We start from the raw sequence: 11,918 nt of genomic DNA on the forward strand, positions 1-11,918 counted from the left end.
CATTCAAGGTGATGTAGTGTTCTTCGGCGCGGCTGACCAGCACGGTAATCTGCAGGCGGTCGGCGTCAGATGCCTGGTGGCGCGTCAGCAGGCCCGAGCCAATGGCGCGGGTCTGACCGAACAGTTCAGTCAGCATGGGGACTTGATTCAGGGCCGTGTCGATCAGATAGTAGCCCTGGGCCTGCGGATCGAAGCTCAGGCCATAGTGCTGTTGCAACAGGGATTTGACCCGCAGCAGCCGGGCGATCAGTTCGACGTGTTGCTGGAAGCTGTCGGCGGGGGCGAGGCTTTTGCGGGCGACCTGTCCCGCCAGCGAGGTCCATCCCTGGAGGACTTCCTGCCAGGCGTCCAGGAGCGCGGGTTCCTGGACATCCTGGCGCAGCGCCGTGTCCAGGGCCTCGAAGGCGCGGTCGGTATTGTCCTGCAGGGTGGCGCGGCGGGCGTCGGCGGCTGCATCACCGTTGAGCGTGATCATGGCCAGGCCCCGATGCTGCTGGGCCAGCTGCAGGGTTTTCATCAGCAGGCGCATGGAGTGCAGGCCGTGCGATTCCAGCTGGGTGGCCCGGATGGTCTTGCCAGATTCGTGGACGTACAGGGTGAAGGGCATGGCGACCAGCACGATGCCAAAGAGCGCCAGCAAGACGAATTTCTGCCAGAGGCGCAGCCGGTTCAGCAGGGCGTCGATAGAGTTCTGTTTCATGGGGGTGTTTCCGGTCGATCTTGCGGCTTGTTGGCGATGGTAAAAAACTTTAAAAACTGTAAATTTTATCGGATGGAGTAGAGTCCCTGTCGAGCCCTAGGAGCTGAAAAAATACTGATCTTTTGATTTGAATCAATACAAATGCGTGCAACCTAGTCATGAAGATGTTCGAAGAGGTGTGGATAGGCCGCATGCTCGATCGCGAAGAAACCTTGCTGCCGATCAAACACAGCAGTCGAGCCAGACCAGACGTGCATCAGCGGGTGGCATCGAGGATGCCGCCGATCGCCGTGCCGATCTTGCGGATTGCCCATTCGGTGCGGGGCGTGAAAACCGAGGCATGGCTCAGGCGCATGCAGTTCCGGTATTTGCCGGCTGCCGAAAAAATATTGCCGTGCGCGATGACGATGCCATGTTCGCGCAACATGGGGCCGAGTGTGTGCGTGTCGAATGATTCCGGCAGTTCGATCCACAGGGTGAAGCCGCCCTGCGGATGGCTGATGCGGGTTTGGTCGGGGAAGTAGCGCCGTACCCATTCGATCATGACGTCGCGCTGGCGCTGGTACTGGCGCCGCATCCGGCGCAGGTGCGCCGGGTAGTGGCCTTGGCGCAGGAATTCGGCGACCGCGATCTGCGGCAGCGGCGCGGTCGGGCCAGAACTGGTGTATTTCATGCGCAGCACTTTGTCGAAATAGCGTCCTGGCGCGATCCAACCGACTCGCAGCCCAGGCGCCAGGGTCTTGGAAAATGAACTGCACAGCAGAACCCGGCCGTCTTCGTCGAGCGCCTTCAGAGCGTGAGGGCGGGGCCAGCCATAGACCAGGTCGCCATAGATGTCGTCCTCGATGATGGGGACGTCGAAGCGCTGCGCCAGACGGATCAGGCCCCGCTTGCGGTCTTCCGGCATGGTGTAGCCGAGCGGGTTGCTGGCATTGGGGATCACCAGGATGGCCTTGACGGGCCAGCGGTCCAGCGCGAGTTCGAGCGCTTCCAGACTGATGCCCTGGATGGGGTCCGAGGGGATCTCGAAGGCCTGCACGCAGGATTCCTTCAGGATCTGCATGGTGCCGTGATAGCTGGGGGACGCGATGGCCACGATGTCGCCTGGCATGCACAAGGCCCGTATCGCGCACGACAGGGCTTCCTGGCAGCCGGTGGTGACGATCAGCGATCCGGGCGCGACCTGATAGCCCGCGTCCACGGCCAGCCGGGAAATGTGTTCGCGCAGGACGGGAACCCCCTGGATGTCGTTGTAGTGCAGGCTGGCGCTGCCGGCGCGGCGGCCTTCCCGGGCGAGCGCCGCCTGCAGAGGCCGCAGGCTGGGGCTTTCGACATCCGGCATGCCCCGGCCCAGCTGGATCGTTTGTCCTTCGCGTTCCAGATCCAGCAGATCCTGAACCTGCCCCCAGTCCGATACATCGATTGGCCGCAGCGTGGGTTTGCCCATGCGAGGCAGTCCGGGCGCGGGGCGGGTTGCTGGCACGTACCAGCCGGAACGGGGCCGTGCCTCGACCAGGCCGGACATTTCCAGCCAGCGGTAGGCCTGCTGGACGGTTGTCAGACTGACGCCGTGTTCGGCACTCAGTGCCCGGACAGAGGGCAGGCGGCTGCCGGCTGCATACAGGCCCTGCTCGATGCGGCTGCCGAGCGTGTCGGCGAGATTCAGATAGCGGCTCATGTCGATGGTGCGTGCGCGGTCAAAGCCTTGGGGCGCTTGGCAATCATGGCGCACTGTATAGGTGGTTTGAGTTTGAAAAAAGATACAGATCCAAGGTTTTTTGGCAATTCAGGCAGTTCATTATCGGATGTGTATTGAAAAAAATCGTTGGAGCTGTGTATTCAATACACCAGATCGATCCGCGAAGATCATGTCGATGGCCCATGGGGGCCAATCCCGACCAAGAACGGAACATGATGCCTTCGATCGATCTGCTGCTTGCCTTTTCGCTGTTCGCGCTGATTTCCTCCATCACGCCCGGCCCGAACAACACCATGCTGCTGGCTTCCGGGGCGGCCTTCGGGTTTCGCCGCACAGTGCCGCACATGCTGGGCGTGACCGGTGGTTTTTTTCTGATGGTGCTGGCCATCGGCCTGGGATTCGGGGCCTTGTTCAAGGCGCTTCCCAGTCTGTATGACTGGTTGCGGTTCCTGGGGGCGGCCTATCTGGTCTATCTTGCCTGGCGGATCGCGGGTTCGTCGCCAGCGACCGGTGGCGAGGGGTTGCGCAGCGCCGGCCAGCCACTTGGTTTTTTCGGCGCGGCCGCCTTTCAGTGGGTCAACCCGAAAGCCTGGACCATGGCCGTCGCAGCCGTCAGCATCTACATGCCGCAGCAGGGGTACCTGATGGGTGCGCTGGTCATTTCCGTGTTGTTTGCCCTCATCAACCTGCCTTGTGTCGGCCTGTGGGCGGTCTGCGGCAGCCTGATCCGCCGCTGGCTCGATGATCCTGCCCGCCAGCGAGGATTCAATCGGACGATGGCGGTTCTGCTGCTTGCGTCCCTGTATCCGATGCTGAGCCAGGGTTGATGTGCTGGCGGCCTGCGTTCTCTGGCCGCTGGTGCGTGCATGGACGACAAAAAGGCCACCTGCAAGGTGGCCTTTTTGTGCGGCGATCCGCATGAATCCTGGTGGAGACGATGGGGATCGAACCCACGACCTTCGCATTGCGAACGCGACGCTCTCCCAGCTGAGCTACGTCCCCGAAAGACGCGTATTCTAGCACATAAAAAATCCTTGGATGCGCTGATGCCAGAGGGGAGATCGCGGATGGGCCGGCTGCTGCCGTGGGGGCGCCGCGCCATGCGGCGACGATATAATGCCTGATTGATTCCAATCTCAGGCTTATCCGGATCCTCATGAGCACAACCATTCTTGAAAACCTGCCGGTCGGGCAGAAGGTCGGCATCGCCTTTTCGGGCGGGCTGGACACCAGCGCCGCGCTGCTGTGGATGAAGAACAAGGGCGCACTGCCCTATGCCTACACGGCGGATCTGGGCCAGCCGGATGAATCTGATTACGATGAGATCCCCCGCAAGGCGCTGCGCTACGGTGCCCAGGGCGCGCGCCTGGTGGATTGTCGCGCGCAACTGGTGTCCGAGGGCATTGCCGCCCTGCAATGCAATGCCTTTCATATTTCCACGGGCGGGGTGACGTATTTCAACACGACGCCCATCGGCCGTGCGGTCACTGGCACGATGCTGGTGTCGGCCATGCGCGAGGACGACGTCCACATCTGGGGCGACGGCAGCACCTTCAAGGGCAACGACATCGAACGTTTCTACCGTTACGGCCTGCTGACCAATCCGGACCTGAAGATCTACAAGCCCTGGCTGGACCAGCAGTTCATTGATGAACTGGGCGGCCGGGCCGAAATGTCCCAGTACATGCAGGACAACGGCTTCGACTACAAGATGTCGGCGGAAAAGGCCTATTCCACGGACTCCAACATGCTGGGCGCTACGCACGAGGCCAAGGACCTGGAACACCTGGACTCCGGCATCCGCATCGTTCAGCCCATCATGGGCGTGGCGTTCTGGAAACCGGATGTCGAGGTCAAGGCCGAGGAAGTCACGGTGCGCTTCGAGCAAGGCCAGCCAGTGGCCCTGAACGGGGTGGAATATGCCGATCCGGTCGAACTGATGCTGGAGGCCAACCGCATCGGTGGCCGCCATGGCCTGGGCATGAGCGACCAGATCGAAAACCGCATCATCGAGGCCAAGAGCCGCGGCATCTACGAAGCTCCGGGCATGGCGTTGCTGCACATCGCCTACGAACGCCTGGTGACCGGGATTCACAACGAGGACACGATCGAGCAGTACCGCATCAATGGCTTGCGCCTGGGCCGTCTGCTGTACCAGGGCCGCTGGTTCGATCCCCAGGCCATCATGCTGCGCGAGACGGCGCAGCGCTGGGTGGCGCGCGCCATCACCGGCGAGGTCGCACTGGAACTGCGTCGGGGCAATGACTATTCCATCCTGGATACGCGTTCGCCCAACCTGACTTACCACCCGGACCGCCTGACGATGGAAAAGGGGGAATCGATGTTCTCGCCGCTGGACCGTATCGGCCAGCTGACGATGCGCAACCTGGACATCGTGGATACGCGCGCCAAGCTGTTCACCTACACCCAGACAGGCTTGCTGGCCAAGACAGGCCAGTCCGACATTCCCCAGCTCAAGCAGGACACGCCGGCGAAATGATCCGGGCGGGGCACTCGTTCCCCGCATGCCGCGCACAGGGCTCCCTTCAGGGAGCCCTGTGCGTTTGCAGGCTATGCCGGAATGCCTTCGCGCTGCAGCAGTTCGCGCTTGCGCGCCACGCCCCATCGGTAGCCGGAAATGTCGCCGTCGCGCCGCACGACACGGTGGCAGGGGATGGCGACGGCCAGCGGGTTGGCGCCGCAGGCCTGCGCCACGGCTCGTGCGGCCTTGGGCGCGCCGATGCGTGCAGCGATTTCGGCGTAGCTGACGGTGGTGCCCGGCGGGATGATGCGCAGCGCTTGCCAGACACGTTGCTGGAAGGCGGTGCCGCGTACGTCCAGGGGTAGATCCAGGCCGATGGCGGGGGCCTCGACGAACCCCACGACCTGGGCCACCAGCCGCTCGAAAGCCACATCGCCACCGATCAGTTCGGCGCTGGGAAACTGGTCCTGCAGATCTTGCACCAGTTGTTCAGGGTCGTCGCCCAGCAGGATGGCGCACAGGCCGATCCGGCTTTGCGCCACCAGGATGGCCCCCAGCGCGCACTGGCCGACTGCGAAGCGGATCTCGGTCCCGGCGCCACCAGCGCGGTAGTCCCGGGCGCGCATGCCCAGCACCTGTCCGGCGGCCTCGTAGTAGCGGCTGCTGGAGTTGAATCCGGCGCTGTAGAGTGCGTCCGTGACCGATCCATCGGCTGCGTCCAGTGCTGCGCGCAGGCGGCGTGCGCGCAATGCATCGGCGTAGGCCTTCGGGGTGAGGCCGGTTTCGGCTTTGAAGATTCGGTGGAAGTGCCAGGGGCTCAGGCCAGCTTGCGCAGCCAGTTCATTCAGTGCCGGGGGCGTGGTGGATGATTCAATGGTGCGGCAGGCCTGTGCAGCCACGGCAGCATGGCGGGCCTTGGCGGTTGCGCGGGGTGATTGAGACTGCGGGCGCCGCGTCGTGTCGTCTGCAGCGGTTGGGGGGCGGTTGCCGTCCGGCGCAAAGGCAGAGGCGTTCATGGTGGTGTCCTGATGCATCGCAATGCCTGCCAGCGTAGACGGGATGTGCGCTCAGGACACTCCGTTTCTTGCGGCATGGCCGTACGGCCACAGAGTTCTGGCCTTGAGCGCACATGTCCCGGCGTGGCGGGTTGATCCTGATGGGGCCCCCTGGAGTCAGCCCCCCGACGAGGACGAGGCATTTTGGTCGCACTGGGCCGTATCCGTGGTCTGCAGGCGGTTGCTGTCGGCAAAATCGCAAGCGAATTTCCAGGCTAGCGGTTCCAGTTTGCGCAGGCGCTGGTCAATCATCACGCAGGGCAGGCCATCCAGGGTGCGCGGCATGGCGTAGGGGGAATAGGCCAGGGGATTGGCGATGGAGCCGGCCGGTCGGAATCGGGACAGGACACCTGCCAGGCGTTCGGCCCAGTCGCTGGGACGAAACCGCTGGCCTTCCAGGGTTTTGCCATGGATGATCAAATACTGGACGGGGTGGCTCATGTGGTGGTTCCAAAGGGGGGACACGGCCCTGGATGGAGGCCGTGCAGCATCCCCCCCCGCCGCGCATTGTATCCGATCGCGGGGCCGGAGTTTTGCGCACGTGTCGGCGACACGGTAATATGCTTGTTTTACTCAAGGTTTGACATGTCTGCCGCCAATCCGACCGGGCCTTTGCGTCATTTTCTGCAATTGCGTGATTTTTCCGAGGACGAGATCCTCTACGTGATCGACCGGGCACGCCTGATCAAGGACAAGTTCAAACGCTATCTGCCGCACCACACCCTGCATGACCGCAATCTGGCCATGGTGTTCGAAAAGGCCAGCACCCGCACCCGGGTGTCGTTCGAGGCCGGCATGTACCAGCTGGGCGGTTCCGTCATCTATCTGACCACCGAAGGTTCTCAGCTTGGCCGCGCCGAACCCATCGAAGACACGGCCCGTGTGGTGTCGCGCATGGTCGATCTGGTGATGATCCGCACCTTCGAACAGACCCGCATCGAGCGTTTTGCCGCGCATTCCCGGGTGCCGGTCATCAACGGCCTGACCAACGAATACCACCCCTGCCAGATCCTGGCCGACATCCTGACCTTCATCGAGCACCGGGGGCCGATCCGGGGCCGGACGGTTGCCTGGATCGGTGATGCCAACAACATGGCCTACACCTGGCTGCAGGCCGCCGAATTGCTGGGGTTCACGCTGCATGTGTCGGCACCGGCCGGCTACCGCCTGGATCCATTGCGCGTGGGCAACCAGCCGGCATCCATCCTGCGTGAATTCGACGACCCCCTGGCAGCCTGCCAGGGCGCTGATCTGGTCACGACGGACGTCTGGACCAGCATGGGCTACGAATCCGAAAACGAAGCCCGGCGCCTGGCCTTTGCCGACTGGTGCGTGGATGCGCGCATGATGGCGGCGGCCCATCCGGATGCCGTGTTCATGCATTGCCTGCCGGCGCACCGGGGCGAAGAGGTCACCGGCGAGGTCATCGATGGCCCGCAAAGCGTGGTCTGGGACGAGGCGGAAAACCGCCTGCATGTCCAGAAGGCGCTGATGGAATTCCTGTTGCTGGGGCGCCTGGGGGCGGCTTGAAGCGGGTGCGTCCGTTGCGGACATACGGCGTTGCCGTCAGGCGTAGCCGACCCGTGCGGCGTCGGGTCCGAGCACCCGTCTGGCTTCATCCAGCATGGCGGGAGCTGGATCGATGCCAATGAATGTCCAGTGGGGTTGTGCATCGACCAATGCCCGTAGCTCAAGGCCGCCGCCGGCACCCAGGACGAGGATACATGCGTCGTTTGGGGCGCGTTCGGCCAGAAGAATCGTCGTCATCCGATGCAGATCGGCAAAGCCGGGCACAAACCGGCGCGGCCCATCGCCATAGCACCGTGCGTGTTCGGGATTGTTGAAAGGGGCGAGCAATGGATGCTGCATGGGATCGTTGGACATGGTGACGTCCTGGATTGCGAGAGGATTCAACAAAAAAGGACGCCTCGGCGTCCTTTTTTGTTGCGCAAGCCCCCGGGGCTTGGATCAGGCCAGGGCCTTGATCGCAGCCGACAGGCGGCTCTTGTGGCGGGCGGCCTTGTTCTTGTGGATGATCTGCTTGTCGGCGACACGGTCGATGACCGCAGTGGCCTTGCGGAAGACTTCGTTGGCGGCAGCCTGGTCGCCCGCTTCGATGGCCTGGCGCACACGCTTGATGGCGGTGCGCAGCATCGAACGCATGCTGGCATTGTGTTTGTTGTGGGCGACAGCCTGGCGGGCGCGCTTGCGGGCTTGAGCGGAATTGGCCATAAAGGTATCAGTGATTCGGGGTTTGCGTCAAAGACAGCGATTCTAGCTTATGTGCGCCGGCGTGTAAAGTCTTTGGGGCGAAAACCAAATAAAAACAAGGCGCTGAAATAGGCCAGGGCGGACAGGGCCAGCACGGCAGCCAGCCAGGTGGCGCGCATGCCGGGATGGCTGCCCAGGGCGATCCAGTCCAGGCTGCGGTTGGCCACCAGCAGCACGGCAGCCAGGGCGGCCAGGGCCGGCAGCAGCCGCAGGCAGAATCGGGGCCAGCCGGGCAGGGGGGTATAGAGCCCCCGGTGGCGCAGCAGGATCACCAGGGTCAGGGCGTTGGCGCTGGCGCCCAGGCCGATCGACAGGGCCAGGCCCGCATGGGCCAGCCAGGGGACCAGGACCAGGTTCATCAGCTGGGTGAACACCAGCACGGCGATGGCGATGCGGACCGGGGTGCGGATGTCCTGTTTGGCGTAAAAGCCGGGCGCCAGGATCTTGATTGCCAGCAGGCCCAGCAGGCCGACGGCATAGGCCATCACGGCCAGCCGGGTCTGGGCCACGTCGGCCGGGGAAAAGGCCCCATAGTTGAACAGGACGGCAACCAGGCCGTCGGACAGCAGGGCCATGCCCAGGGCGGCGGGCAGGCCCAGCAGCAGGACTAGGCGCAGTCCCCAGTCCAGCAGGGCGTTGTAGGCGGTGTGGTCCTGGCGGGCGTGCGCGGCGGACAGGCTGGGCAACAGGACGGTGCCCAGGGCCACACCCAGCAAGGCCGTGGGGAATTCCATCAATCGGTCGGCGAAGGACAGCCAGGTGACGCTGCCTGGCGCGAGCCAGGTGGCGATATTGGTATTGATCAGCAGGGACAGCTGGGCGACCGACACGCCCAGGGTGGCGGGCAGCATCTGCCGCAGGATGCGGCGCACCGTCGGGTCGTGCCAGGCCGCCCGCAGGCCCAGGCCCCAGCGCGGCAGCAGGCCCAGCCGGCCCAGGGCCGCCCATTGGACGGAGAACTGCAGCACACCACCGATCATGACGCCTGCCGCCAGGGCGTGGATGGGTTCATCCATGTGCCCGGCCAGCAGCAGGCTGGCGCCGATCATCGACAGGTTCAGCAGGACCGGGGTAAAGGCCGGGATGGCAAAGCGGCCGAAGGTATTGAGCACGCCCGAGGCAAAAGCCACCAGTGACATGCAGATGATGTAGGGGAACATCATCCGGGTCATCCAGACGGCTTCGCCGAATTCATGGGCGCGGGCGGCGCTGCGCATGCCGCTGGCCATGGCGGTGACGACCCATGCCGCCCCCAGCATGCCGGCGAGGGTCACGAGACAGAGCGCGGAAAACAGCAGCAGGGCCACCCGGTCCAGCAGGCGCCGCAGGGATTCATGGTCGCCGCGCTGACGGGCTTCGCCCAGGATGGGGACGAACGCCTGAGAAAAAGCGCCTTCGGCAAACAGGCGGCGCAGCAGGTTGGGGATGCGGAAGGCAACCCAGAACGCGTCCGTCAGCGGCCCTGCGCCGTACACCGACGCGATGAGCACATCGCGCAGCATGCCGGTGACGCGGGAAAACAGGGTCAGGCCGCTGATGGTGGCGGCCGAACGCAGAAGGCTCAATTTTTACTTGGGTGCCATGCGGATGGCACCGTCCAGGCGGATCGTTTCGCCGTTGAGCATATCGTTCTCGAAGATCGAGAGCACCAGCTTGGCGTAGTCCTCGGGGCGGCCCAGGCGCGGTGGGAATGGCACGCTGGCCGCCAGGGAGTCCTGGACTTCCTGGGGCATGCCGAACATCATGGGCGTGCCGAAAATGCCTGGTGCGATGGTCATGCAGCGGATGCCCAGGCGCGACAGGTCGCGCGCGATGGCCAGGGTCATGCCGACGATGCCGGCCTTGGATGCGGCGTAGGCAGACTGGCCGATCTGCCCGTCGTAGGCGGCCACCGAGGCCGTGTTGACGAGCACGCCGCGTTCCCCTGTGGCCTGGGGTTCGTTGGCCGACATGGCCTGGGCGGCCAGCCGGGCCATGTTGAAGGTGCCGACCAGGTTGATGTCGATCACACGGCGAAACATGGACAGTTCGTGCGGGCCGGCTTTACCGACGATGCGTGCCGCCGGGGCAATGCCGGCGCAATTGACCAGGCCGCGCAGCGTGCCCTGGGCCGTGGCGGCATCCACGGCCGCCTGGGCATCGGCTTCGGCGGTGACGTCGCAATGGATGTAGGTTTGACCGAGTTCGGCGGCCAGTGCCTGGCCGGCTTCGTCCTGGACATCGGCCAGGACCACGCGGGCGCCTTGGGCAGCCAGGGCGCGGGCTGTGCCGGCTCCCAGGCCCGAGGCCCCGCCGGTGATGAGGATGACTTGGTTGCGGATGTCCATAGGGCGATGTCCGGTAAAGGGTCAGGCGGCGTGGTGCGCGCGCAGGATGCCGAGGATGCGGTCGCGGATTTCGTCGACCGAGCCCACGCCCGAAATCTGGGCGTAGCGGGGAGCTTCGATTTCGCCGGTGGCGGCCCAGCTGGAATAGTAGTCCACCAGCGGCCGGGTCTGTTCGCGGTAGACCGCCAGGCGGTGGCGTACGGTTTCTTCGCGGTCGTCGTCGCGCTGGATCAGGGGCTCGCCGGTCTCGTCGTCCAGGCCTTCGCGTTTGGGCGGGTTGAACTTGACGTGATAGGTGCGGCCGCTGGCCACATGCACGCGCCGACCGCTCATGCGTTCGATGATGTTTTCTTCCGGGACGGCGATCTCGATCACGAAGTCCAGCGACACATGGGCCTGCTTCAGTGCATCGGCCTGGGGGATGGTGCGCGGGAAGCCATCGAACAGGTAGCCTGTCTTGCAGTCGGGTTGGAGCAGCCGGTCGCGCACCAGGCCGATGATGATTTCGTCGGAGACCAGGCCGCCGCTGTCCATGATTTTCTTGGCTTCCAGGCCGAGGGGGGTCTGTGCCTTGACCGCTGCGCGCAGCATGTCGCCAGTTGAAATCTGCGGGATGCCGAATGCTTCGGTGATATAGGCGGCCTGGGTGCCTTTTCCAGCCCCCGGGGGGCCGAGCAGAATCAAACGCATGATTTCCTCCGATCAAACAATCTTTTTGAAATTTTTACGATTATGCCGCAATGCAGCAAGTCCTGCAGGGATTCACGCCGGGGCGGGCGGCGTGGTTGCGCTGTCGAACAGGGCGCGCACCCGGGCCAGATCCTCGGGGGTGTCCACACCGCGGGCCGGAACGGCGTCGGTGGTCTGCACCAGAATGGCGAAGTCTTGTTCCAGGGCGCGCAATTGTTCCAGGGATTCGACCTGTTCGAGCCTGCCTGGAGGCAGTGCAGGGAACTGTCTCAGGAAACCGGCCCGATAGGCGTACAGCCCGATGTGCAGCCAGGCCGGCAATCCGGAGGCCAGGCATCGTTGGCCATCGGCCAGCGCATCGCGTGCCCAAGGGATGGGGGCGCGGGAAAAATACAGGGCGCGACCGTTGGCGCCGCAGACCACTTTGACTGCATTCGGGTCGAACAAGGTGTCCGCATCCAGGATCGGTGCCGCGCAGGTGGCGATGGCGGCATCCCGATGCCGCGCCAGCAAGGCCGCCACGGCATCGATCAGTGTGGGGTCGATCAGCGGTTCGTCGCCCTGGACATTGACCACGATGGCTTCATCGTCCAACCCCAGTGTCGTGGCGACTTCGGCCAGACGGTCGGTGCCGGTGGGATGATCGGAACGCGTCATCAGGGCCTCGATGCCGTGTTGGGTGGCGGCGCGGGCA

Annotated in this window: 13 protein-coding genes and 1 tRNA gene; 3 read left to right on the plus strand and 11 right to left on the minus strand. The window is 64.2% G+C overall.

Features of this window, described 5'->3' with window-relative positions; genetic code table 11:
* Both RBR29_RS07115 and RBR29_RS07120 read right to left on the minus strand, forming a co-directional pair.
* Window positions 1-700: nitrate- and nitrite sensing domain-containing protein (locus RBR29_RS07115; protein WP_320348270.1), on the minus strand; the 700-nt coding region annotated here is incomplete at its 3' end.
* Window positions 701-956: 256 nt separating this feature from the next.
* Entirely contained in the window at window positions 957-2,378 is a 1,422-nt protein-coding gene (locus tag RBR29_RS07120) for a PLP-dependent aminotransferase family protein (protein WP_320348271.1), read from the minus strand.
* A 236-nt stretch (window positions 2,379-2,614) separates the two neighbouring features.
* On the opposite strand from RBR29_RS07120, the gene RBR29_RS07125 reads away from it, so the two are divergent.
* Complete coding sequence (locus tag RBR29_RS07125; RefSeq protein ID WP_320348282.1) at window positions 2,615-3,226, plus strand: LysE family translocator; 612 nt, start codon at window positions 2,615-2,617, stop codon at window positions 3,224-3,226.
* Between the two features lie 99 nt (window positions 3,227-3,325).
* On the opposite strand, the gene RBR29_RS07130 is transcribed toward RBR29_RS07125, so the two are convergent.
* Window positions 3,326-3,401: transfer RNA gene (locus RBR29_RS07130), tRNA-Ala, on the minus strand.
* Between the two features lie 154 nt (window positions 3,402-3,555).
* On the opposite strand from RBR29_RS07130, the gene argG reads away from it, so the two are divergent.
* Window positions 3,556-4,899 carry an argininosuccinate synthase gene (gene argG / locus RBR29_RS07135; protein ID WP_320348272.1) on the plus strand — a complete coding sequence of 448 codons (1,344 nt, stop codon included), beginning with the start codon at window positions 3,556-3,558 and terminating at the stop codon, window positions 4,897-4,899.
* Window positions 4,900-4,970: 71 nt separating this feature from the next.
* Here the strand turns inward: argG and ada are convergent, their stop codons facing one another.
* Together ada and RBR29_RS07145 are read right to left on the minus strand one after the other, a co-directional pair.
* Window positions 4,971-5,897 (minus strand): bifunctional DNA-binding transcriptional regulator/O6-methylguanine-DNA methyltransferase Ada, encoded by a 927-nt coding sequence (ada, locus tag RBR29_RS07140; protein WP_320348273.1) that lies wholly within the window; start codon window positions 5,895-5,897, stop codon window positions 4,971-4,973.
* Between the two features lie 156 nt (window positions 5,898-6,053).
* Entirely contained in the window at window positions 6,054-6,377 is a 324-nt protein-coding gene (locus tag RBR29_RS07145) for a DUF3579 domain-containing protein (protein ID WP_320348274.1), read from the minus strand.
* Between the two features lie 144 nt (window positions 6,378-6,521).
* On the opposite strand from RBR29_RS07145, the gene argF reads away from it, so the two are divergent.
* Window positions 6,522-7,466, plus strand: a complete 945-nt coding sequence (gene argF, locus RBR29_RS07150; protein WP_320348275.1) for an ornithine carbamoyltransferase — start codon at window positions 6,522-6,524, stop codon at window positions 7,464-7,466.
* Window positions 7,467-7,502: 36 nt separating this feature from the next.
* Here the strand turns inward: argF and RBR29_RS07155 are convergent, their stop codons facing one another.
* The 6 genes from RBR29_RS07155 to kdsB form a co-directional block, all read right to left on the minus strand.
* The gene (locus RBR29_RS07155) at window positions 7,503-7,820 is read right to left on the minus strand and encodes a class I SAM-dependent methyltransferase (protein WP_320348276.1); all 318 of its coding nucleotides are present in this window, start codon (window positions 7,818-7,820) and stop codon (window positions 7,503-7,505) included.
* Window positions 7,821-7,904: 84 nt separating this feature from the next.
* A complete protein-coding gene (gene rpsT / locus RBR29_RS07160) occupies window positions 7,905-8,168 on the minus strand; it encodes a 30S ribosomal protein S20 (protein ID WP_320348277.1) in 264 nt (87 codons plus the stop codon).
* Window positions 8,169-8,215: 47 nt separating this feature from the next.
* Window positions 8,216-9,772, minus strand: a complete 1,557-nt coding sequence (murJ, locus tag RBR29_RS07165) for a murein biosynthesis integral membrane protein MurJ (RefSeq protein WP_320348278.1) — start codon at window positions 9,770-9,772, stop codon at window positions 8,216-8,218.
* Between the two features lie 3 nt (window positions 9,773-9,775).
* A complete protein-coding gene (locus RBR29_RS07170; protein WP_320348279.1) occupies window positions 9,776-10,534 on the minus strand; it encodes a 3-hydroxyacyl-CoA dehydrogenase in 759 nt (252 codons plus the stop codon).
* Between the two features lie 21 nt (window positions 10,535-10,555).
* Complete coding sequence (gene adk / locus RBR29_RS07175) at window positions 10,556-11,224, minus strand: adenylate kinase (RefSeq protein WP_320348280.1); 669 nt, start codon at window positions 11,222-11,224, stop codon at window positions 10,556-10,558.
* A 72-nt stretch (window positions 11,225-11,296) separates the two neighbouring features.
* On the minus strand, window positions 11,297-11,918 hold a 622-nt coding region (kdsB, locus tag RBR29_RS07180; protein WP_320348281.1), incomplete at its 5' end, for a 3-deoxy-manno-octulosonate cytidylyltransferase.

The sequence above is a fragment of the Castellaniella sp. genome, from assembly GCF_034007085.1.
Taxonomy (GTDB): domain Bacteria; phylum Pseudomonadota; class Gammaproteobacteria; order Burkholderiales; family Burkholderiaceae_B; genus Castellaniella.

Coding starts and splice junctions, on each gene's coding strand:
- argF (WP_320348275.1), top strand. CDS start 6,522: ATGTCTGCCGCCAATCCGACCGGGCCTTTGCGTCATTTTCTGCAATTG.
- RBR29_RS07155 (WP_320348276.1), bottom strand. CDS start 7,820: ATGTCCAACGATCCCATGCAGCATCCATTGCTCGCCCCTTTCAACAAT.
- RBR29_RS07125 (WP_320348282.1), top strand. CDS start 2,615: ATGCCTTCGATCGATCTGCTGCTTGCCTTTTCGCTGTTCGCGCTGATT.
- ada (WP_320348273.1), bottom strand. CDS start 5,897: ATGAACGCCTCTGCCTTTGCGCCGGACGGCAACCGCCCCCCAACCGCT.
- argG (WP_320348272.1), top strand. CDS start 3,556: ATGAGCACAACCATTCTTGAAAACCTGCCGGTCGGGCAGAAGGTCGGC.
- rpsT (WP_320348277.1), bottom strand. CDS start 8,168: ATGGCCAATTCCGCTCAAGCCCGCAAGCGCGCCCGCCAGGCTGTCGCC.
- RBR29_RS07170 (WP_320348279.1), bottom strand. CDS start 10,534: ATGGACATCCGCAACCAAGTCATCCTCATCACCGGCGGGGCCTCGGGC.
- RBR29_RS07145 (WP_320348274.1), bottom strand. CDS start 6,377: ATGAGCCACCCCGTCCAGTATTTGATCATCCATGGCAAAACCCTGGAA.
- RBR29_RS07120 (WP_320348271.1), bottom strand. CDS start 2,378: ATGAGCCGCTATCTGAATCTCGCCGACACGCTCGGCAGCCGCATCGAG.
- adk (WP_320348280.1), bottom strand. CDS start 11,224: ATGCGTTTGATTCTGCTCGGCCCCCCGGGGGCTGGAAAAGGCACCCAG.